The organism is Candidatus Kapaibacterium sp. (assembly GCA_023957315.1).
Taxonomy (GTDB): Bacteria; Bacteroidota; Ignavibacteria; order Kapaibacteriales; family UBA2268; genus PGYU01.
In genome coordinates this window covers 40,968-64,128 of the sequence record JAMLHE010000011.1, presented here as the reverse complement: position 1 = coordinate 64,128, position 23,161 = coordinate 40,968, and the positions used below count along the sequence as shown (strand labels likewise).

The 23,161-nt window shown below is 38.2% G+C and carries 16 protein-coding genes; 9 read left to right on the top strand and 7 right to left on the bottom strand.

What is annotated here, in order from left to right; translation table 11 throughout:
- Positions 1-40: 40 nt before the first annotated feature.
- From M9949_11440 to M9949_11420, 5 genes are all read right to left on the bottom strand, one after another.
- Positions 41-2,962: a hypothetical protein gene (locus M9949_11440; GenBank protein MCO5252015.1), complete on the bottom strand. Its 2,922-nt coding sequence runs from the start codon at positions 2,960-2,962 to the stop codon at positions 41-43.
- 300 nt (positions 2,963-3,262) lie between these two features.
- On the bottom strand, positions 3,263-6,277 hold the full coding sequence (locus M9949_11435; GenBank protein MCO5252014.1) for a hypothetical protein: 3,015 nt from the start codon (positions 6,275-6,277) through the stop codon (positions 3,263-3,265).
- Between the two features lie 115 nt (positions 6,278-6,392).
- Entirely contained in the window at positions 6,393-6,677 is a 285-nt protein-coding gene (locus tag M9949_11430; protein ID MCO5252013.1) for a hypothetical protein, read from the bottom strand.
- 154 nt (positions 6,678-6,831) lie between these two features.
- Complete coding sequence (locus tag M9949_11425; protein MCO5252012.1) at positions 6,832-12,393, bottom strand: hypothetical protein; 5,562 nt, start codon at positions 12,391-12,393, stop codon at positions 6,832-6,834.
- A 63-nt stretch (positions 12,394-12,456) separates the two neighbouring features.
- Positions 12,457-13,050, bottom strand: a complete 594-nt coding sequence (locus M9949_11420; protein MCO5252011.1) for a T9SS type A sorting domain-containing protein — start codon at positions 13,048-13,050, stop codon at positions 12,457-12,459.
- Positions 13,051-13,562: 512 nt separating this feature from the next.
- Between M9949_11420 and M9949_11415 the strand changes: the two genes are divergently transcribed.
- The 7 genes from M9949_11415 (at position 13,563) to rpsU (ending at position 21,011) form a co-directional block, all read left to right on the top strand.
- Positions 13,563-14,972, top strand: a complete 1,410-nt coding sequence (locus M9949_11415) for an RsmB/NOP family class I SAM-dependent RNA methyltransferase (GenBank protein MCO5252010.1) — start codon at positions 13,563-13,565, stop codon at positions 14,970-14,972.
- A gap of 27 nt (positions 14,973-14,999) precedes the next feature.
- A complete protein-coding gene (locus M9949_11410; protein ID MCO5252009.1) occupies positions 15,000-15,629 on the top strand; it encodes an HAD family phosphatase in 630 nt (209 codons plus the stop codon).
- 16 nt (positions 15,630-15,645) lie between these two features.
- A complete protein-coding gene (locus tag M9949_11405) occupies positions 15,646-16,974 on the top strand; it encodes an exonuclease domain-containing protein (GenBank protein ID MCO5252008.1) in 1,329 nt (442 codons plus the stop codon).
- An 87-nt stretch (positions 16,975-17,061) separates the two neighbouring features.
- Positions 17,062-19,353, top strand: coding sequence for a TonB-dependent receptor (locus M9949_11400; protein MCO5252007.1), 2,292 nt, complete (start codon positions 17,062-17,064; stop codon positions 19,351-19,353).
- A gap of 7 nt (positions 19,354-19,360) precedes the next feature.
- Entirely contained in the window at positions 19,361-20,221 is an 861-nt protein-coding gene (locus tag M9949_11395) for a hypothetical protein (GenBank protein ID MCO5252006.1), read from the top strand.
- Positions 20,222-20,372: 151 nt separating this feature from the next.
- Entirely contained in the window at positions 20,373-20,783 is a 411-nt protein-coding gene (locus M9949_11390; protein ID MCO5252005.1) for a hypothetical protein, read from the top strand.
- Between the two features lie 33 nt (positions 20,784-20,816).
- Positions 20,817-21,011, top strand: coding sequence for a 30S ribosomal protein S21 (gene rpsU / locus M9949_11385; GenBank protein MCO5252004.1), 195 nt, complete (start codon positions 20,817-20,819; stop codon positions 21,009-21,011).
- 49 nt (positions 21,012-21,060) lie between these two features.
- Here the strand turns inward: rpsU and M9949_11380 are convergent, their stop codons facing one another.
- Together M9949_11380 and M9949_11375 are read right to left on the bottom strand one after the other, a co-directional pair.
- The gene (locus M9949_11380; protein ID MCO5252003.1) at positions 21,061-21,240 is read right to left on the bottom strand and encodes a hypothetical protein; all 180 of its coding nucleotides are present in this window, start codon (positions 21,238-21,240) and stop codon (positions 21,061-21,063) included.
- A 78-nt stretch (positions 21,241-21,318) separates the two neighbouring features.
- Positions 21,319-21,837 (bottom strand): hypothetical protein, encoded by a 519-nt coding sequence (locus tag M9949_11375; GenBank protein ID MCO5252002.1) that lies wholly within the window; start codon positions 21,835-21,837, stop codon positions 21,319-21,321.
- A 147-nt stretch (positions 21,838-21,984) separates the two neighbouring features.
- Between M9949_11375 and M9949_11370 the strand changes: the two genes are divergently transcribed.
- Positions 21,985-22,473 carry a hypothetical protein gene (locus M9949_11370; GenBank protein MCO5252001.1) on the top strand — a complete coding sequence of 163 codons (489 nt, stop codon included), beginning with the start codon at positions 21,985-21,987 and terminating at the stop codon, positions 22,471-22,473.
- Between the two features lie 184 nt (positions 22,474-22,657).
- Positions 22,658-23,146, top strand: coding sequence for a hypothetical protein (locus M9949_11365; GenBank protein MCO5252000.1), 489 nt, complete (start codon positions 22,658-22,660; stop codon positions 23,144-23,146).
- The last annotated feature ends 15 nt before the right edge of the window (positions 23,147-23,161 follow it).

The following is a 23,161-nucleotide window of genomic DNA, read 5'->3' as shown; positions in this document are numbered from 1 at the left end:
TCGCCACCACCAATTGGTGATTCAATGAAGATACCGTAATCTATACCTGAAGCGTTTGATAAGAAGGTATTACCTTGCAAAAATCCAAGCATATGAGTATCTTCGCTGCACCGATTTGAAGGTTATCAATATTATTTGCAACAGATTCTAATATGATACCTGCTTCAAAATTATTACCGAGAACTATCAAACCATCAACACCATCTTCAAAATAAATTGAAAATTCGGGATTAGTACCTGCAATATTCCATAAAATATTATTATGAAGGAATTCAATATCAGTTGATACGATACCTGCATTTACATGCAAAGCAAATCCGTCATCATTCTTCATGAATGTATTATTATAAATGAAGAAGTTATCAATTGAAACTGTTGATGAATTAACAACAATTGCACTTGATTGATTTATGTGAGCAACATCAAATATACAATTAGTAACTTGCAAATATGACATAATATTTGGAGCACCAAAGATGTCAATATAAATTGCATTATTATCTGATGATAGCGAGATATCAGAAGGGTGCAATGTAAAATTATCGAAAGCAACAGGGTTAATAGCTGTACCGGTTTCGAAAATTTCAAACAAATTAACCATGTCATTTGCAGCTTCTACTGTCCACATAGTTGGGTCAGGGTCTGTATTACCATTTGAAGCTTGAGCGGGAGCACCACCAATCAACATTGGATAACCAATTCCCAAGGCATTGTTTTCTGTTAATGTACCTGTGTTATACATGTAAACTGCATATCTTTCAGGAGCACCACCGGAACCGATACCTGTATTAGGATCTGTAATCGCATCTTCCAAAGTCCAGAAGAATAATGCATCCGGATGAGTCAATGGGTCACCAACATTAACTGCTGTATAAACAGGAACCCAAACTGAAGTTGGGTCAACTTGGAAACCACATACATCTAAGTCTGTATCAGTATCATCAGTGAAGATTGGCAAGAAGGATACATTAGCTGCGCCTGCACCGGTAATCATAGCACTAATTTCAGTGTTAGGATCAGTACCTGGGATATCCCAATAATTCCAACCTGCATTTACTGCAAAAGCTGCTGAATTATTAACCCAATCAATATAATCAGCTTCTTGGAAATTATTATATCCAATTGTAACTTGGTTATTATCCATGAGGGTTAAATCTATAGCAAGATCACCATTCATGAAGAAGTTACCATTAGCAGGTGCGCCTATTTCTAATCCACCTGAAGGAACAGTTGGGTAGATAACTCTGACGTTAGTAGCAGTTGCACCAAAAGCTGAATTGAAAGTATTGTTGATGATTTCACCACCGTTGATATCAGCAACATCAGCATTCCAATCAGTAACATCAATTATGACGTTAGCAGTTGTTGTTGGATTGAAATCATTACAACTAATAGTAAAAGTATTTTGGTCAATAATTAAACCTGTACCAAAATTACCATTCATTTCGTTTTCAGCAAAAGCGAAACCAGCAGTTGCAGCGCCAGTAGCAATTACACCTGTTACAGGAGTAGTTGTGTTTACAGTGCTGAATACACTTCCAGTTACACTTGTATTCGAAGACTCTGTTTCAATAGCTACTTGTGCATTAGTTGCAAGTAAACTGAAATTCAAATTTTCGAAAGAAACAGTTAAATTACTTAATGGGTCAATTGTAAACATAGTTGTACCGGCAACATCACCTTGCGCAGTTGCAAGATTTCCGCCATTAACTTCACCTGTAATCAACATGTTTTGCATATTTGACGGGTCATTTGACACAAGTGCAACTTCGTTTGGATAAAGTCCAGCCATAGCATAAACTTTAACGTCTGTACTTGCAGCAGCAGCTGACAAATAAGCTTCGCCGTCAACAATTGCAGTAGCAAAAGTATTGCGAATGAAACGATTATTACCATCGCTTACCACTTCTTCTACTAAAACTGCCAATGCAGCAACAGCACCCGGAGTTGTAGTCGGAGTACCTTCGTCAAAAATGTTGCCATTATTGAACATGATGTCATATAAAGTTCCACCGCTGAATAAATCATCAGTTTGAACTTCAATAGTAGAAACAGTATTATTAAATTCGTTGTTGAATACATTAATGTCAGTCATAGCTGAAGCATTTTGGTCTAACAATAAACCTGCTTCATTATTATTCAACACATTATTCTCAATTCTCAAGGCATCATTCGGCTTGATATTGTTAACAAAGATAGCGAAACCGTTGTTTCCAACACCTGCAGCTGCAATAATGTTACCATTAATAACGACGTTATCGCCATTAACCGGAGCACCACCATCAAGTCTGCGACCAAAAAATACACCATAAACAGCAGTTGTCGTAATAGAGTTATCTTCGATTGTGTTTTCATCCAAAGAAACACCTACGCTAACAAAAGCAATACCGGCGCCACCGGTATTTGGATAGCCACTACCGTGAGCGGTAGCAACAGTATTTGTAATAATGTTATCAGTAACACTAATACTATTACCTTCGCGAACATAAATACCCCAGTTACAATTATCAATTGTATTATCTGAGAAATTGTGTCCGGAAGAAGCGATAAGCGATTCAATACCCACACCGCGTTGGGCGCTACCGAAGTCAACGTTAGTTGCACCACCGTAGTTGTAGTTTTGAATCACCATGTTTTGAATAGTCACGTTATCAGAGCTAACTCTGAAAGCAACTTTTGGGTTTCCAGCCGTAGTACCATCAAGTACCGGGAAACCAGAACCATCATTAACACCAATAATTGATAATTGGTTTTTGCCACCGGGTATATTCACATTTTCAGTGTAACTGGTACCAGAACCATTTACATAGATAATGTCATTACCTGAAGCGGCATTGACGGCGTCTTGAATAGAATAGATAGGTCCATCGACGTTATCTACTATCCAATTTGCTGACCATGCAGATGTGCTAAACAAAATGAAGCACACCAAAAGGGTCAGAAGTGTTGATAATTTTTTCATAAAAAATCTCCCACAAATATTAACAAAATATCCTTAATTGTTTTAGATATGTCCTGCGTGTAAAAATTGAAGCAAGTAAAATCTGTCTTCATAAGCTTTCCCATAAATGAATCTTTAAAAATAATGAATTTTACTACAAAATCAAAGAAAAATTTTCAAATACACCAATCTTCATCCATGTTTTAGATAATTTTCTTTATCTCCCATATTCAGATGAGCAAATATCTCAGCTCAATATGAGAGATTTATTATTTCAGAGCTATCCGACTTCAAGAAGCCGGACAGCTCCGAATAATAGAATTAGTTAATTCTGTACCAAGCTGAACCGTTGTGTACAAAAGTAGCAACTTCACCGGCTAGGATAGTACCTAAAGTACCGGGTAAAGTAATAGTAAAAGTACCTGAGTTAATGATATAAAGCAATGTAGCAGGCATATCGGCTGCAACATTAGAGCCGGGTAAAGCTGTGATTGCCATAGCTGCACCTGCATTAATATCAAGAACTGAATGAGCTTCTTCTGAATAGTCAGTAGTAGTTTCATCATAAGCGTTGTAAGACAAAGCAGTATGACCTTCGAGAACCATCAAACCACCACCATTTCCGCCTGCAGAACTACCAAAGTTACCTACAATAAGCGCAGGTCCTTGTCCTTCTGGAGGAGCGGAAGTAATACCCGCATTAGCGGAGATGATTAACTGACCATTACTAATACTCATGTTACCTGTTGGAATTTCAATTGCAGTAGTCGAAGCGTTGTTCGATTGAACTTGCAATGCGGTACCATTAGGGTGAGTATTTTCGATTGTAACAGTAGGAGCAGTTGCATCCGATGAAGTAGCTGTAATTGCAGGTCCCGATAATGGATTGAAAGCAATTAAAGTTGTGAAAGTACCGAAGTGACCACCTTGAACGTAATCTTTAGTAACGAACAAGTTATCGCTAACTTCGGCTGCTATTTCAGCACCTGTTTTAGCTGATTCAGCAAATTCATTAACCATTACATTTTCAAAAGTAGCAAGACCTCCTACAGTCAAATCGTTACCAACAGACAAATCGTTATCAATGATAACATTTTGACCAAAATCAGCGTCAAAAGTAACAAATAATTCATTCGATACATATAGGTCATTGTTAAATGTACCGTCGCCATCAACGTTAAGAGTTCCAAGATCGTCAATAATCATGCTAGCGCCACCTTCTAAAAGGATACCGTCGCCGGAATTAATGTATAACCTAGCACCAGCATCAAGCTGGATACCGTCGCCGCCATTAATCCAAAATTCGGCATCACCATTAGCATCACCCAAAATTAATACTTCACCGTCAATCAAAACGTCAGGATTGCTGTCGCCTTGAGTACCTTCTATAATTAAAGCTACATCAGTTGGTGAAAATATATTGAGTTTAGCTGCCGGCATATCAGTGCCAAGACCTAAATAAGAACTTGCATCATCCCAAAAGAGTTCGCCATTATTTTCAGTAATGCTACCGTCAGCAGCTCCGAAAAGAACAGAACCTTCAGTATATGCACCATTCAAAGTAGCACCATAAACAGTACCATCTACTGTCAAATCACCTGCAACATAAGTGTTACCATCATTGTCTGCAATAAACATAGGAGTACCTGCATTTAATACAGCTAACATTGTAACTGAAGGATTAGAAATAGCGCCTGCTTGGTTAACACCATCAGTAACGCCAACTACCCAATCGCCTTCATGAAGACCGATTCCGGCTCTCATATCACCGGCGTCGTTATTTACTTGTAATCCGTAGCCTGCAGGAGCTGAAGCGCCATCAGTACCTAAACCGATTTCCATTACAGTTCCTGATGCTTTGTTAAAATTAACCCAAGGAATATCGTTAACATCTTCTGCTACACGATAGTTTCCACTTGTTAACAAGAATTCATGACCGGTAATAGTACCGTCAACATTCAAATTACCATCAATTTGAACATCATTTTCAAATACAGCACTACCTGTATTATTAAAATCGCCATCAACGTTAACGTCACCAATAAAGTAACCTGCATAATCATTAGCAGCAACACCTAAATTGATACCCGTAACACCGGAGTTAATTCCTAAGCCTAATGCAGTTCCAATTTCAGCAGCACCGGATAAAGTAGTAGTAACCATACCAACAAGACCATGAGAATTATAAGGACTCAATGAATTATAAGCATGACCAACCGTACCGACATTCGCAACCAAGTTAGCAGAGCGTGAACCACCGTATGTACCGATAGCTAAGATACCGGCTCCGGCTACAGCTATACCAACATTTGCAGAAAGCATATCAGTCATATTTGGAGCACCACCTGAATAAGTTGCTACACCGGTAACAGCTTGAGCTACAGTTGGGAAAGTAGGGCTCGAAGGCGTATCACCCGTGGCATTAACCATAAGAGCAAATGCACCCGCGTTACCTGTATTATCAAAATTGAAGAATCCGCGTTCAGCATCAACATAACCGGTAACAACGACATCACCTTCTACATAAAGTTCAGGTTGAGCGTCATTTTTTTGACCTAACAATTGAGTTGAACCGTAAACAGTTAACTCTGCATTAACATCAGTATCATCTGTACCTAAGATTACCATTTCTCCATCAAACATGAAGTCGGGCACAGTAGGGTCAGCATTACCAACGGCAATCAAAGAAGGATTAGTCGTTGAGTTGCTTCCATCAATGGCAATTGCAGGTTCGTCAGTAGAAGGAATAAATTGGTGGTATGAAGTCCAAACAAATGGGAAATCTTCATTTACACCAAGTTCATTACCAACTGTACCATCACCAAGAAGAGTAGCATCTGATTCAACAACTTGCATACCCCAGTTATCAGAACCATCAATTAAAACAGTGTTACCATCGCGGGTTACATTCGTCAAACCCACACCGGCAAAATTTAAAACTCTGTTGGAATTAGTAACTGACCAAGAACCGACGTCAGTACCTTCAGCATAACCATCGCCTAAAGCTGAGACTTCTGCGAATTCAGCATTGTCATGAATTTTGGCATTTGTAATAGTGTTGTCAGCTACGCCAATAGATTGTGTAGTTGTACCATCATAATAGCCATCGGGTAAAATTTCAATCGCATCGCCTTCGGTAATATGTGGCAATGGGAAAATTGCAGCAATAGCGTCATCAACATATTCTTTTGTAGTCAATGTTGAAGGACCATTTGTGTTAATGTCAGCAATTGAAGCTGCTGATTGGATTAAACCGGTACCAGTAAGGTCAACCGGGAATCCAACAACTACTTCGATTTCATTACCTGCATCATAAGCACTTTGTAAATTAACCATTCCTTGAATTTCAGCATTTCTTAATGCTGTATTCAGAAGAGAACGTAATTCGATAAATCTGTAACCATCACCGGCGTCACTTTCGAAGCGTAGATGTTAAGATTGTTTGAAGCAATCAAAGCATCGTACATAGCGCTATTAAAAGGAATAACCGAGCCCCATCACCAACAGGTACTGTAAATAAACCAAATTCATCTGTAGTAATACCGGCGTGGGTTTCTTTATAAACCTCGGTAGCACCATCGAAAATGGTTATTCTTACGTCAACGTTCGAGTTTAGGACTAAGCCACCACCCGTCGTTCTCGCAAAATTGGTGTAAAATATCTCCGGCAAAGCTTGTGTCAAGCTTGTAGCCATGAAGAAAATTACACCAAAAATAAGAATATGAAATTTTTTCATAAGGTTTGCACCTCTATTATATTAAACAATTTTTTTCAATTTAAGCTAACTTATCTCAAATACTATACCATAAAAATACTTTTCTAAAAGCTAAATTCCTAAAAAATCATAGCATAGCCTGAAATTAATCAGACTATGCTATTATTGTTAACTATTAGTTAGCCATTGGAATCCAATTTGAACCATTGTAAATCAAGGCAACCATTTGGCTTTGTACAATTGTTCTTGGGTTGATTGGAGTACCAACACTGATAGAACCAATTGAAGTATTGTTAATTATGTAAATAATTTGTCCGGTAGTACCAGCAGGTAAAGCACCTACGAGGTTAGCTTCGAGAGCGTTAGCAGTTTCGTATTGAATAACAGTTGTACCGTTATTGATTTCGGCAACAAGTGCTGCTAAGTTAGCGGCAGTTGCATAACCGTGAATCATTCTGCTGTTTGCTGTCAAGTCACCGCTTAAAGTAGCAGCAGCAAGAGTTGAAGCACCACTTACATTCATAGTTCCGTCAACGTCAAGAGTTTGAGCAGGTGTGTTAGTACCGATACCCAATCTGTTGTTAGCGTCATCATAGAATAAGTTAGCATTATCTTCATCGATTTCGCCGATTGGACCGCCGAATGTTACCGAACCCGGAGTCAAACCTGGGTTGATAGCACCGAAGATCATACCGTCAGCTTCGATATTTCCACGTACATAAAGGTCTTCAAATGCTGATGGATTGTCAAATCCGGCAGGATTACCAAGAATTACATCATCACCAATTACATTGATTCCACCATTAGTTACATTCAAATCAGCATTGTTAATACTTACAGTATTATTAAATGAAGAAGTACCGGTTACTGTTAGGTTTTGGTCAATTGTAAGGTCTTGGTTGATTGTAACGCTTTGTTTGAACAATGCATTTTGGTCAACAGTCAAAATTCCGTTAATTAACGCATTACCTTGAACTGTAGCATTACCTGAAACTGTAGCATTATTTGTAACCAGCAAGTTATTACCAACAACAGTATTATTAACTGATACTAAGTTGTTTTGTGCAGTAACATTGTTTGTTGCATTAACATTTGTAGCGTTTACATTGTTTGTTGCATTAACATTGTTAGATGCGTTCAAATCAGTACCGTTTACATCATTAGCAGCGTTTACATCATTGCCAGCATTTACATCGTTAGTAGTGTTAACGTTTGTAGCGTTTACATCACCTGCAACATTTGCATCTCCTGCAATAACATCAAGGTCACCACCAAGAATGATAACATCGTTTCCGAAGATACCATCATTGATAACGGCTAAATCATTACCGACAGTTACGTCTAAACCAACGTTTAAGCTACCATTTTGAATATCAACATCACCTGAAGTAACAACTATGTCATTACCAACAGTTAAGTCATTATCAACTTGGGCATCGTTAGTAACGTGCAAGTTCATAGTAGTCAACAAACCAGAAATTGTAAGGTCAGGAAGTTCGTCAGTCCATTCAGGTGATAAACCGGGACCACGGCTAACGAATAAATCGCCAGCATCGCCTTCGAAGTTACTTGTCATTAATGTAGGATCCCAAGCAAGAACTTCAGTACCTGCCGCGAATGCAACATTAGCACCATTAAATTCTGCTTCGCTTGCAAAAGTAGAAGCACCGATTACATCCAAAGTACCATTTAAAGTAGTGTTAGTCATAACATCTAAATCACCAAATACTTCTGCGTCACCAACAACAATACCATCACCAACAACCAAAAGGTCATTACCGATAACACCGTCATTTCCAACAGCGAGGTCATTACCGACAATCGCATCTTCAGCAACTACAAGTTCTTGAACGAAAGTAGAGAAGCCAGGACCATTCATATTTAAGAATGCATTTCCTGCAACTGTAAGGTCGCCTGTAATATCAGTATCATTACCAACTGATAAATTGTTTAATACATCAAGGTCAATAACTTCGAGGTAAGGAATTGAAGTTGTCCATTCTGGTGATAAACCTGCACCGCGACTAACTAAAAGTTCGCCACCATTACCTGCATTGCCACCTTCTACTTGTAATTCTGTAGTGTTTGACAATTGAGCGTAAGCACCATTTACAGTCAAATTACCGCTTAAAGTAGCATTAACGGCATCGATGTCACCACTGAAAGAACCGTTAACAGCACTTACGTCACCGCTAAAAGTACCATTTACAGCACTAACATCACCACCGAACATACCATTTCCATCTACATTAGCATCGCCGGTTACGTTCAAATCATTATTAATTTGAGTCAAACCATCAACAGTTAATGTACTTGCTAAAGTTGTAGCACCATCAACACCTAATGTTCCGGTTACTAATGTATTAGCTAAAGTTGAAAGACCGGTTACGTCTAATGTATTATTGATAATTGTAGGACCATTCAATGTAGCAACACCATCAACACCTAATGTTCCGGTGATTTCAGTATTCCATAAAGTTGAAAGACCAACTACATCTAAATCGCCATTTACAGTTGTATTCACAGCTGAAAGGTCAGCTAAAGTAGTCATGCCTGTTACATCTAAAGTATTGTTAACAGTAGTAGCACCGTTTAACATAGTAGTACCCGAAACAGCAAGTGTGTTCAAAGTAGTGTTACCATCAACGTTAGCATCCATATTAACTTGCAAATTGTCAAATACGCCTAAAGCAGCGTTAAGAACGTTTGCATTAACTTCGTTAGCCCAAATGTCATCTACATATAAGTCACCTTGAATTTCAACATCTGTGTTGATAACTAAAGGAGCACCTGGGAACATAGGAGGATACAAAGTAGTATTCAAGCCTAATGGGTCGCCGATAACAAGAGCGTCAAGAGCTACTAATTGGCTTGCACCGATAGTAGAGTTAGCCCAAATGTCACCGTAAGTTTTGATTGCAGTACCCCAAGGAGCGCCACCTTGATAAGCTGTATTTACAACTATTAAAGAAGCGTCATCATTGTTAGCAGGGTCTGCGAAGTATGGGTTACCGGCATTTTCATCATTTGCCGCTCCACCTTCTACATATAAAGCACGACCATTATTTTCATTAATGACAGCAGCAACTGAATTATTATTTGCAAAGCCGTCAGTTTGTGGGTTAGTACCAACAAACCATGCAGCAGGACCATCATTAAGATTTTCTGCCCATACAGTTGGGAAATTAGTACCCATTGAAGCAGCTTCGATAGCTGAACCGGTACCAATGTTTTCTAAAACTGCGGTTGATGTAGAACTTTCGTTAAAACCAACAAAAGCAGAACCTTCGTTAGCAATACCGACAACAACGTCACCCCTATCTTGGTTAAATGCTAATACAGTTTCTGTATATTCACTATTATTAGTGAATACGCCTGCTGAAGCGTCTTCAGCTTCAACATAAGCGCCTGTAGCTTCGCCATCAACTAAAGCAAATATACCATAATCTGCAAATGTTCCACCTTCGTTATATGCAACAACAGCTGCACTAAATCCGGCTGGGAACATAGCTGTGTAATCTTGGTAAATAGGAGAATTTGCAACACCATAAACACCAATGTTTGAAACAGCGGCATCATGAGCACTACCAATTACACCAAAGTTACTTTGAACGTTCATACCTTCAGCTTCGCCCCAAACACCGGTAGCAATACCGTTATCTGTTTCAGCAAAACTCCAAGTACCAGTATAGAACATATTATTGGCACCACCAGTCACAGTCAAGAAAGATTGAAGACCTTCTACATCGTATAAATTGCTACCATCATCATTAACAACTGTATTTATTTGGAAACCTGCTGAAGCAGCATCCAAAGTATTAATTGTTGCATTAACAGTAGCAGCACCAGTAGGAAGACCGTACTCAGTTTCTACATTAATCATCATAGCGGGTTGATGGAATCCTGCACCATTTAAATGTAATGCGTGTCCGCCACCGGTTAAATCTTGTGTCATATTGATAATCAAACCATCGCCTGTACCTGTTGTATTGAGTTCCATTACATCGCTATTACCATTGTTAGTAAGAGAGAATAATGTTTGAACATGTTCAGTAATTGTTTTTTCGAAAGGAATAGTCATATCGTCCGGAGCCCATTGTGGAGTTAATGTACCACCGGCGTCAATCCATTTAATTACATAGTCTTGAGTTGGTGCAGCACCTTCTGAAAGTCTCCATTCACTTGTTGCAGCATCCCACCAAATAATTTGTCCGATTTGAGTACCGTCAGCAAGTTTGTCTAAAGAAACAGCACCATCAGCTAACATTACATCTGTAATGCCACCTGGAGCAACACCTAAAGTGTAAGGTGAAACTTCTGTACCCATACCTGAACGTTCTAAACCACCCATTGGAGTTGCGTCAACAACTTCGTTACCTACAATCGCATCATCGCTTGACCATACGGGTTCTCTTGTTTCGCCATTGTCAACCCATCTGATTACATAATCATCCATTGGAGCAGGACCTGAAGAAAGCATCCAATGACTCATTACTGAGTTCCAATAAATAACTTGACCACCTGTAGTTGCGTCAACTAATTTGTCTAAAGAAACAGCTTGGTCAGCAATCATAGAATTAACAACGCCTTCTTCTTCAATACCTAAAGTATAAGGTGAAGCTTCAGTACCCATACCGGCTCTTACTAAACCTCTGTTTGGAGTGGCGTCTAAAACTTCATTACCGATAACACCGTCAGCTTCCCAAGTAGGAACATCAGTTTCAATCCAAGCTTCGCCATTCCAACCAAGAATAGTACCAACCGGTCCGTAAGCATTTTGAAGTTTACCATAAGTTACGGCTTGGTCAGCAATTTTCGAAGTAGTTACACCTGATTCGGCGATACCAACTTCGACATCAAAGAAACCGTTACCATATTCATTTCCCATTTCATTAACATAAACACCGTCACCGGCATATACTTCAACAATTTTACCAAGTTCCCATTCGGGGACTGAAGTTTCAACCCATGAAGTACCATCCCATCCGAGAATAGTTCCAACAGGACCTAAAGCATTTTGGAATTTGTTGTAAGTAACAGCAAGGTCAGCAATTTTGTCAGTAGTAACTGCACCATCAGCAATTTTAAAAGTATTAATCGCTCCCGGAGCAATTAATGGATCCGGATAGAAACCTGTAAGGTCGCCACTTGCAGGACCTGAAGGTCTTGTAGTAACGTTAGGAGCCAATTTGCTTTGAGTGATTGAACCATCTTCGATACCTTCTAAGATAGCACCTGGTCTGAGTCTTGGATTAGGAAGCTCACCGGTAAGGTCGCCGCCCATAATCTTGACTTCACTTGACAATTTGTTCAAGTTAACTAAACCGTCAGGAATGTCTTCAGCAAATTTTGCTAAAGAAGCAACTTCCGAAACGAAAGCAGCAGGCACCATAGTGAGAGGTGATCTCGGGTATGGAGCGCTTGTACCAACAGTAACTTGTACCCACAATTCGCGGTCAAAGCTAAAGTTAGCGGGGAAAGGAGTAGTCGAACCCAAGTAAACATTGAAATAACCTTTATTCATTGTTACGTTTTGGATTTCACTCCATAGTTGCGAGCCTCCGAACTCTCTATCATAGAGTTCGAATGTCATTTGAGCAGATCCTTCGTAAGGATTGCTTTGTTGGTCTAAAATATTACCTTGATAGTTGATAAGTCTCGATTGAGACATTACCGAGCCAACTGAGGCTATAATCAAAGATAATAGTACAAAACTGAGAAGAATAAGTTTCTTCATTATTTGATACTCCTAAATGTTGTTACACAAAATATAATATGTTTAATTTTCTTTTTCATGAAATTATCTTACGATAACCATAATGTTTCTGTTACTGAAACTCTTGAATGTATCAGCCCCTGCCATATTGGATGAACGAACTTGAACTTCGTACAAATATGAACCTGAGCTTAGTTCGACGCCATTGTCAGCCTTTGTATCCCAATCCATTGTTTGTTTGCCGCCTGATTGGTATCCGTCATAGAGTACTTTAACGCGATTACCGGTCATATCGTAAACAGTTAATGTTACGTATGCAGCCGATGGCAGATAGTACTCGATTGTAGTATTCCTGTTTACCGGGTTAGGGTAGTTGAACAGGTCGTTTTGAGCTAATGGATCATTGTCTTCCACACTAGTACCTGATAGTGGTTCGGGAATCCAAAAGCCTTGATTCAAATCCCAGTTTTGAGAGCCGGGACTCTGGTCGATCAATGTACCTATGGCAAATTGACCTGTAACGCCGTTTAAGCTGTATTCGGTATTATTTTGGGCAGCAACCATGCCACCACTCCCGATTACAGATCTCTCCAGCTTTAAGCCTTGAGCGGATGCGCTTGTTGCGAACAACACTGCGAACAACCCTAAGACTGCGAAATACGCAAGAAATCTTTTCATACAGTCATTACTCCTATAAAAAATATGTTAAAACTTAGTTCCATTCTATTGTTAAAATTCTCGAAAAAATTCAATTAACTTATTTGCAAATACCATGCCAATATGCTTCATGCACAAAACAGAAAAAACTTTTGCTTTTTCTCCCTAAAATAGCAATCGAATTTACAATATTTCAGTCTAATAATCAAAAAAGTTTTTAAACATTCCTAAAATTGTTAAAAAAAAAGTACACGTATATATATGGTATAAATTTTTTATACGGACTTTGCCTCATCAGTTGTGATTAAAATACCCGAAAAGGCGTTATAAACGCCTATTTTCTCAGATGTCATTATAATTCTACTTTTTAAAATACACACTTCCCTTTTACTGCACTTTAAAAGTAAGTCAAAAAGTACAATGAACCAAATTTTTTTTCGATTTTTTTTCGATTTTTGTGATTTTTTATCAAACATTCTATCAAATCTTTAGTAATTTAGCACTTTCATCATAACGAACTGACACAAAAGTAAATGAAACTATCTTCATTATTAAAAATTGCATCGCAAGTGACTGAAGTTGCGATTAAGTCACCCAAGCCCACTGATGGCATCGTTTCGGAATTTTTACGTAAACGTAAAAACTTCGGGAGTAAAGAACGCAGATTCTTATCAGAAAACATATTCTCAACTCTGCGGAATTTCATTTTGCTGAAGCATTTCGCTGACAAGTTCTCGAGCGACAACAACATTGCCGGCAACGAGTTCTTCCTTATGTCGGCGTGTAATTGCTTCTTGTCCGCAGACAAAAAGTTTGTGGAATTTGGTTCATTCGAGATTTTTAATCGTTTAAACAGCACTTCTGAATCGGATTTTAAAAACTTATTAATAAATGACATTTCAATTGAAACAAAAGAAACGATTTCGACGATAAATGATTGGTTAAGTGCTACTGAATCTTTTGTTAAAGAACTCGATAATCACATCAAATCACATCCCAATGATTTAAAGAACCTTGAATTACGCTACTCTTTCCCTCATAACTTGTTAGTTGAGATAGACAAAACTTCTGTTGAGACAATCAAATATGCTACAAAATCAATTTATCCTGCATCGGTAAACCTCCGCGTTAGTACAACTATCTCCTCGAAAAATGAGATTGAGCAGATGTTGGATAGCATGAACATATCATATGAATCCGGTAAATTGTCACCAAGTTCGATAATTTTGAACGAAAGAGCCAAAATTGATAACACGCTCGAATATAAAAGCGGCAAATTTGAAATTCAAGACGAGGGTAGTCAATTGATTGGATTTGCTTGCAATCCGAATTCAACAGACAAAATACTCGATGCGTGTGCAGGCGCCGGCGGTAAGTCGCTTCATTTATCGGACTTGACTATGGGTAATTCTGATATTGTGGCAGCAGACGTCGAATTCAATCGCTTACGTGAACTGAAAATTCGTGCTTCTCGTGGTGGGCTTAACAACATTTCGGCTATTCATATCAAATCACCTGATTTAGCTTCGCTCAAGAACACTTTTAGCGGTACTCAATTTGATTTGGTGCTTGTTGACGCACCGTGCTCCGGGATGGGTACAATCAGACGAGACCCTATGAAAAAGCTGAGACTTACAGATAGATTGTTAGCGAGATTGGCTGAAAAGCAAAAGAGAATTTTGAGCGATTACTCAAATTTTGTCAAACCGGGTGGGATTTTGGTCTATGCCACTTGCTCTGTTATGCCGCAGGAAAATCAAGAAGTTGTAGATTACTTTTTGCAAAATAATGAGAACTTCGCACCGGACGCACTCAAACCACATTTCTCATCTCATGGAATCGAACTGCCGGATTTGGGCGAACAAGATTTCAGCTATACAACTAAGACATACGTCCATAATTGTGATGGCTTTTATATGGCGAGAATGCGAAAGGTATATTAGTCCTTTTTTTAGTATTTTTGTAGAATCATGTTAGTTAAAAATATAATTTTTGATTTCGGCGGCGTTTTTTATGATGTTGATTATCGCAGAACTATAGAGGCTCTGGCGATGATTTCACCCGAAGGTGAAAGACTTAGAGCAATGCAGCTCAATGACATACTCGATATGCCTGAGATTTATGAAAAGGGTTTGATAGATTCAGCATCTTTCATCTCCGATATCCGCCAGCAATATAGTATTCAATCACCTGAAAATGTCATTATCGAAGCTTGGAATGCCATGCTTCTTGGCTTAAAAGCTGATGCAATCTCAATAGCTGAACAATTTGCTGCACAATTCAACATTATCATTTTGAGCAATACAAATGAAATTCATTTCCAAAAATTTAAAGATGAGTGCATAGATTTCTTTTCGAAATTTCAAGAAGTTTTCTTTTCTCATGAAATTGGATTGAGAAAACCCGATATGGAAGTTTTTGATTTTGTTTGCAAAAAAATGAAATTTAGTCCCGATGAAACAATTTTCATAGATGACAATATTAAGAATTCATCAGGGGCTATAAAGATGGGAATCAAATTTATACACTTTGGTAGTAGCATGGATTTGTCAGGATTATTACACAGTATAAGAAATATTACACACATTAATTTAAAATAAAATACATCGTTTGCAAATGGCTTCAATCAGGGAAACAAATTTTGTCGTGACAGATGTCGAAACAACAGGTTCCGACCCTAAGATGCACCGAATCACGGAAATCGGCTGTGTGACAGCACGTAGTGGTTTGATTACAGAAAAATACACTACTCTTGCTAATCCGCACCAAGCAATACCGGAGTTTATCCAGAAAATGACCGGCATTACCGATGCGATGGTTCGCCGAGCACCTGAATTCGTTGACGCTATTCCGGGGATTAAAGCGATGTTCCGCAAACCGGATACAATATTTGTAGCTCATAATTCCGAATTTGATTATAGATTTGTTAAGGCTTCATTCGAGCGTTCAGGTTTTGTTTTCGAATGTGAAAAGTTGTGCTCTTTGAAACTTGCACGAAAACTACTTCCAACTGATATTAAGAAGAATGTCGGTTCGCTTGCAAATTTTTTCGGTATCCCGATAATTTCACGCCATAGAGCATTAGATGATGCTGAAGCTACTGCATATATACTTCTCGAGCTCTTGAATATTGCCGAGAATGAACATGATATTTTAACAACTGAAGAGTTATTAGATTTTCAGAACCGCACACAAAGAACATTCAAGCCTAAGGAGGAAGTATTAACAAAGCTTTCAATCTCCGCTGACAACTTCCCATACGGGCAAGGATTATTGATATTCAAAAACTTAAGCGATGATATTCTTTTCGTGAGCAAAAGCAGCAATCTACGAGCTACCGTAGTGCGTATGATAGTTAAAGCAGAAAATCAATCAAAAAAGATTGCGGATATGATTTCAGCTACAGACAAAGTCGAATATATCGAATGTGCTTCCGACCTGCATCTCGAGCTTGATTATTTCAGAATTTTGAACGAAAGTTCACCTCCTTTCAATATAACACCGCCTTTGAACGGAGCCAATAATAATGCTGTAGTAGATGAACCTAAACTCGATGCTTTAAAAAGCATTCAAAATCTTGAGAATTTGCTTGGCAAAGATTTCATCAAAAAGATAGCTGAAAGTATTGCACCCAAGAAAGAAGTCTGTAAAGACATTGCAGTTGTCATTAATGACAATGAACACAATTATCTATGTGATGTTTTCTTAATATGTGACGGAAATTTGCATTTCCACAAAACTATCGGTAAGAAGTCTGAACTGACAGAAATACATCACCAATTAGACTTGATGCAAAAAACCCAAAATGGTGGTACTGACAAAGTTGAGTGGGATATAATCAGCATGTGGTTGGACAAGCGAAGAAACCAATCAACTGTAATAGAATTAAAAGGCAAAGACATCCAGTCTATTGCTCATAGTTTGGAAAAAGCAATCCGCTCTTGAACATTTCGAAAAAAGATGTTGCAACATTTAATTTTCGATTTCGTCATTGATTTCAATTAATGACTTCATCATTTTACTTAAGAATACATGGGAATCTGTAATAAATACGGCTTTTTGCTGTTTTTCATATTGTTAGCTAATATTGTTGGCATTTACTCCGAAGAAATGGAGCTTTTTGATGATAAATCATCTTCATTGAGCGGTATAATCAAAGATAAAAATACCGGCGAGACATTGATTGGTGCTACTGTTATCATAAAGGAAACCAAACTTGGTGCCAGAACTAACAAAACAGGCTTCTATACGATTCCAAAAATTCCACCGGGTGAATATACAGTCGTAGTAAGTTATTTAGGGTACGAAAGACTTGAAAGCAAGTTCAATTTCGTTGCAGGCGTTCCAATCAGAAATGATTTCAATATGAATCAAAGTGAAGTAGTTCTGAATGAAATTTTTGTAGAAGCTCAGAGAGAAGTCGAACGTCGCCAAATATCAATAAGTAAGGTGAATGTGCCCGTCCAGACTATTAAAAATATCAGAGTAGGCGGCGAATCGGACGTATTCAGAACTTTGCAATATTTGCCCGGAGTGCTTACTTCATCGCAAATATCAAGCGGGCTATTTGTTCGTGGCGGCTCGCCTGACCAAAACCTCGTGTTGCTTGACGGCTCCATCGTTTATAACCCGACGCATTTGTTCGGATTCATTTCTACCTTCAACACCGATGCAATCAAAGATGTCGAACTCATCAAAGGTGGATTTGATGCGGAATACGGTGGCAGAATGTCTGCAGTCTTGAACCTGACTCAAAAAGATGGCAATCGCAACAAATTCTCCGGATTGGCATCAATTGGGGCAATTTCATCAAGGGCATTTGTTGAAGGTCCGCTGTTTAACGGAAGTTTTTCAGTTTCTGCACGTCGCACATACTTCGATTTAATCAAAAAACTCATAAAAGAAAATCCCGAAGAGCCTATCCCAGACTTTGGTTTTTATGATTTGAATGCTAAGATAACACAAGATTTCGGCGACAATGACAAAGTCTCTATCAGCGGGTTCAATAGTTCCGACCAATTGGCTTTTGAAAGTTTCGGTCTCGGACTAACGCTTGATATTGGCAACAGGATGTTGGCAAGCCGTTGGACTCATATTTTTAACAATCAATTGTTCTCGACAGTTAATTTGAGCTACAGTAATTATTACAACAACTTTCGCGGCGACCAATCGGGTTATCAATTCCTTATAGATAATTCAATCACAGATTACACTCTCAAGGCTAATTTGGAGTGGTTTGTCAGCGAAGATATTACATTCAAAAGCGGGGTTGAAACATCGAGTTTCAAATTCCAATATTTGCAGAATTTCACAGGTGACACAGATTCAACAGCAGTCGGCTCATCGGGTGGAAGTACGAATTTGACAATAGATGATTGGCACACAAGCGTATATGCTCAGACCAAATGGTCAATCACAGAATTATTCTCGATACAAGCCGGATTGCGTACAAATTATTGGCAATTGAGCGATATGGTAAATTTTGAGCCGAGAATTTCTGCGAGATATAGATTTACAGATAGAATTGCTCTAAAAGCGGCAAGCGGAATTTTTCATCAAAATTTGAGGCTTGCGACTCAACCGGATTTCTCCTTTTTTGACACGTGGCTGCCAACCGATTCTACAGTGCCTGCAAGCAAATCAACCCATTATATTTTGAGTTTGGAAACAATGCCTTATGATGGTTATGATTTGACTTTCGATGCATATTACAAAAAATTCGACAATGTCAGTGAACTTAACACAACTGCATTACAAGGGGCAACAGTTTCTGACGTATTTTTTATTGGAGAAGCTAATGCTTGGGGTGCTGAGGTATTCCTGCAAAAACGTTTCGGTAAATTTAACGGCTGGATGGGATATGCGATTGGCTTTATCGAATCAAAATTCGATAGCATCAACAAAGGTGAAGCTTTTCGTCCAAAGTATGACAGAACCCATGATTTCAAGGTCGTTGGGCAATATGAATTGAACGACAGATGGGAATTCGGGGCAACATTTTATTTCCAAACAGGGCAATCTTATACCGGTGCATCATCACGATTTCATACGCAATTGCCGGGGCAAATCAGAGGTAGAGGAAAAACGGTACCTACTCAAAGATACGGATTACGATTGCCACCGTCTCACCAACTTAATCTAACAGCAATCTACAGTTTCCAAATGTTTGGTTTAGATTCTAAAATGATTATTGATATTTACAATGTTTACAACAGACGAGACATTTTGGTCAGATTCTTCAACACTCGTGAAGATGAAACAGTCATAGAAGATGTTAAGCTTATTCCAATTATTCCGTCCATTTCATTAGAAGTAAAGTTTTGAGGTGAAAATGAAAAAACTGATTATCATTATCTTAGTAACATTATTTGCAATATTCATACAATCTTGTGAAGATTTGCCACCTACGAGCTATGTTGAAGAATACGTTCTCGAGGCTCTAATACTGATTGATGAGCCAATTCAAGGCATAATTCTGACTAAAACGCAGCCTTTGTTCGAGCCATATAATTATGATTCGGCAATGATACGCGACGCAATTATCATAATAAGAGAAGGCGACAATGAATTTGAACTGAAATACAGACCACGTGAAGAAGGCATAAGAGGTTATTTTTACGCTGATACAAACTATTTGGTCAAGGCTGAAACGAATTATTCGATTGAAGTCACTCTCCCGAACGGAAATAAAATCACAGGGTCAACACTTACACCTGCAAAAACTGCATGGGTTCAGCGACCTAATAATATGGTGAATTTTCCAAAAGATTCGATTGGTTTGCCGCCAACAGATACCCTTACATGGCAAAAAGTAGCAGGCTTTGACTTTTTCTTAATTGCTTTTACCAATCTCGATACACTCGAATACGGGAAATATTTAGACCCTCAGACGACTGAATTGAACCGCAGAATCGAGCGTCCATGGCGAGAGGACAGATTTTATCGAGAAGTATCCGGAATGGGACCTATTCCGGCTACAAAGTCCCCAATTATTTGGAGTATTTTCAAATGGTACGGCAAACACAGCGTAACGGTTTATTCGCCGGATTGGAACTTTCTACGATGGTTTTTGCAAGCTCAAGGACGTTCACAAGCCGAACCGATTCTGACCAGTATTGAGGGTGGCATAGGGTATTTTGGCTCAGCCCATGCCATTAGAGATACATTTTTCTTGGTAAAAAATCAACCTTAATTCTTTTTTCTTGCTCCATATAAAATTTATTATATATATTTGATATTGCTTAAAATGCCCACCTTTATAAAAATAATTTTTTGTGGTTTGCCAAAAATTCACTATTTTTGCATCTTAGCTACATTTATTATTCAACAATAAGTGAGTTTTTATGGCCGCAATTGCCAAGAAAAGAACGAGGAGAGCAAAATACATAACTCTGTATTCTCCATTTTTGATGAAAGAGACCAAGCATGAATTGGTCGGTGAACCTATCGAAGACATTGATGGCAGAAAACAGTGGGCAAGATGTACAAAAAGCAGGCATTCCCAGCTTATAAACCTTGACGCCATTGAAGCAGAAGCGGACAAATCTCGTGCAGTAGTGCATATATCGAGAGAAGATGCCCGCAAATATTCGCCTAAGGACGAATATCAGATTGGCGACATAATCTTCCACTCCGTATGGGATGATGTTGGTATCGTTAGAGCCAAAGAAGTTACCAGCAACGGTGGCAACGCTATTATCGTACAGTTTGAGAAAAGCAGCGAAAAGAAGCTTATCGAGAACATGGTTTATTAAAATTTTTTTATCGTTTTTAAAGGAGGTGAATACATGATTGGCGTAACAATTCAAGGCAATGAAAACATTGACAGAGCGTTGAGACGTTTCAAGAAGAAATATGAACGTTCAGGTGTATTGCGTGAATTCAAAAGGCGTACAGCTTTCATGAAACCTTCTATCGAAAATCGAATGTCGAGGCTAAAAGCAGCCCGCAGACAACACAGAATATCTATGGAGCAAGATTAGTCTTTATTCATATTATTTTTTTACCAAAAGCCGCTTCAGAGCGGCTTTTTTATTGCATTACCGGTTCTGAGGAGCTTACTTCGGGCGCTATATCCTTTATCAGCGTCTTGCTTACTTCTTCGGATTTTGCTAAATTATTTAGGATTGCATAGAAATGTTCCAGTATCTTCTCGTTAGATATTTCATCTATAAGACTGTGGAATTCTGTTTTTAATTCATCTAATGCCATATCTGCCACAAATTTTTTATAAACAACACCATCTACATTATATATAACACAAAAAAAAGCAAAATGTTAACACCGAAATCAATTTTTTTTCATTTTATCAAAGATTTTTTTCAATTCTTCGATTTTTGAACGCTTGAAGTAGAATTTTAGAGGAATTTTTTGGTCTTTCATGTAAAATTTCACTCCGTATTGCGTTTGCTTAATATCATTGTCAAACTCAACCTTTTCGATAGTATCCCACAGGAAAACTTCCTTCGTGATTCCATATATCCCCTTTTCGCCGACGTAGATTTTGCCGTAATCGTAAATCATGAAGGCAAGTGAGGCAAGCAAAATCGTGTGCGAGCCTATAATTCGAGCAATGTCAAGCCTTTCATGTGAATATGCCAAACTAAAATTGATGATGAAGTACAAAGCAGCGATGATGCCAATTATCACAGACATTCTCTTAGTTAGCGGGGATTTGGGTTTCACTACAAGTTCGACATCACCGAGAGACTTCAGTTTTTTCTTCCGCTTCCGGTGTCTAAAGTAGGTATAAATTAGTGGCGAAGCAGCCACTATAGGCATCAATATTGTCTTAATCTCTATAATCATTCATCAAACCTTGCATTTCTTTCAGAAGCAAAAATATGAACTAAAAATGAAAAATCAAGTAGAAAAAACTAATTGTTTTATCATCTTATAAATGATTATTTTAGATTCATAAATTATTGTTTTTCTAAAAATATTTAGAGGTACAAAATGGACGACCAAATTAAAACTGCTCTCACTCAATTGATAGGCAAGGAACTCAATGCTGTCAATATTTATCAAAATTTAGTCGCATATTTTCATAACAACAATCTGCCCGGTTACTCAAATCGAATGCAACTGAGAGTAAGTAGAAAGCAAGCCCGTGAATCAAAAATTCAAAATTATCTCAATTCGTGCGGTGCAAACCCGGGGGTAATTCCAAATCCTGCTCCTATAGCTCCGTTTGCAAGTCCTATTGATGCACTAACTAAAATATACGATGACCAAGTGGATACAACAAATTTGATGAATCAAATTATTGCTCTTGCTATAAGTATAGGTGACAACACTACATCCGATTTTGTGAGGAGTTTAGTAGAAGAACAGACTGAAGAGGAGGCAACAGCAAGTGAGCTATTGGAAAGAACCAAATTACGCTATACCGGTCCAATACCTCGAAATATTCAGCTAAAACCAATTGATTATAATTTACCATAAGCCAAATGGATTAGGAGATAGTTAACAAATTTGATTTCGATTGTGACAATATTTTGAATAATCAAATCAACAAAATTGCTATTACAATACAATGACAATAAATTAATTTTTCATTTTGTTTTTTTTTTCTAATTTTGATTTGTAACGAATACACAATCAAGAATTAAATTTTTCGGAGGTTCATATGGGCTTAGCACCAAGTATTTTAGCTGCACTTCAACAATATCGCACGACATTAGCTGATGCAAATGATAGCTTCAATCATTTACATCCAATATTTGTAGATTGGGGATTAAATGGTTATGCATTATGGTTGACTGAAAAAATTGCTCAAAAGTTGACAGAAATAAATGAAATCGAGCACTATTTGTTGTTGCATGGTCATCCATTAGATGTTCATCTTCCTCAGTCTCCAATTATACCTGATAATCCGGTTGAAGCAATGGAAGAAATAACAAGGCAGGAAGTGAAGTGTTCTTTGGTAATAATTACGGCTCTTGGTTTGCCTGCATTGGATTCGGACAGACTATCGGCAATGTTCATCCGTGATTTGGTAGATGAACAGACAGAAGAAGAAGCTACTGCAAGCGAATTGCTCGAGAGGACAAGATTGTTTTATACCGGTCCGCCACCCCCATTTGGGCTTGGTTTGCTTGATAGCTGGTTGATGTAAGATTGGACAAAATTA

Bases quoted from the DNA above. Each gene is read 5' to 3' on its own strand.
- M9949_11440 (MCO5252015.1), bottom strand. From the start codon at position 2,962: ATGAAAAAATTATCAACACTTCTGACCCTTTTGGTGTGCTTCATTTTG.
- M9949_11435 (MCO5252014.1), bottom strand. From the start codon at position 6,277: ATGGTTAATTTACAAAGTGCTTATGATGCAGGTAATGAAATCGAAGTA.
- M9949_11430 (MCO5252013.1), bottom strand. From the start codon at position 6,677: ATGAAAAAATTTCATATTCTTATTTTTGGTGTAATTTTCTTCATGGCT.
- M9949_11425 (MCO5252012.1), bottom strand. From the start codon at position 12,393: ATGAAGAAACTTATTCTTCTCAGTTTTGTACTATTATCTTTGATTATA.
- M9949_11420 (MCO5252011.1), bottom strand. From the start codon at position 13,050: ATGAAAAGATTTCTTGCGTATTTCGCAGTCTTAGGGTTGTTCGCAGTG.
- M9949_11415 (MCO5252010.1), top strand. From the start codon at position 13,563: ATGAAACTATCTTCATTATTAAAAATTGCATCGCAAGTGACTGAAGTT.
- M9949_11410 (MCO5252009.1), top strand. From the start codon at position 15,000: ATGTTAGTTAAAAATATAATTTTTGATTTCGGCGGCGTTTTTTATGAT.
- M9949_11405 (MCO5252008.1), top strand. From the start codon at position 15,646: ATGGCTTCAATCAGGGAAACAAATTTTGTCGTGACAGATGTCGAAACA.
- M9949_11400 (MCO5252007.1), top strand. From the start codon at position 17,062: ATGGGAATCTGTAATAAATACGGCTTTTTGCTGTTTTTCATATTGTTA.
- M9949_11395 (MCO5252006.1), top strand. From the start codon at position 19,361: ATGAAAAAACTGATTATCATTATCTTAGTAACATTATTTGCAATATTC.
- M9949_11390 (MCO5252005.1), top strand. From the start codon at position 20,373: ATGGCCGCAATTGCCAAGAAAAGAACGAGGAGAGCAAAATACATAACT.
- rpsU (MCO5252004.1), top strand. From the start codon at position 20,817: ATGATTGGCGTAACAATTCAAGGCAATGAAAACATTGACAGAGCGTTG.
- M9949_11380 (MCO5252003.1), bottom strand. From the start codon at position 21,240: ATGGCATTAGATGAATTAAAAACAGAATTCCACAGTCTTATAGATGAA.
- M9949_11375 (MCO5252002.1), bottom strand. From the start codon at position 21,837: ATGATTATAGAGATTAAGACAATATTGATGCCTATAGTGGCTGCTTCG.
- M9949_11370 (MCO5252001.1), top strand. From the start codon at position 21,985: ATGGACGACCAAATTAAAACTGCTCTCACTCAATTGATAGGCAAGGAA.
- M9949_11365 (MCO5252000.1), top strand. From the start codon at position 22,658: ATGGGCTTAGCACCAAGTATTTTAGCTGCACTTCAACAATATCGCACG.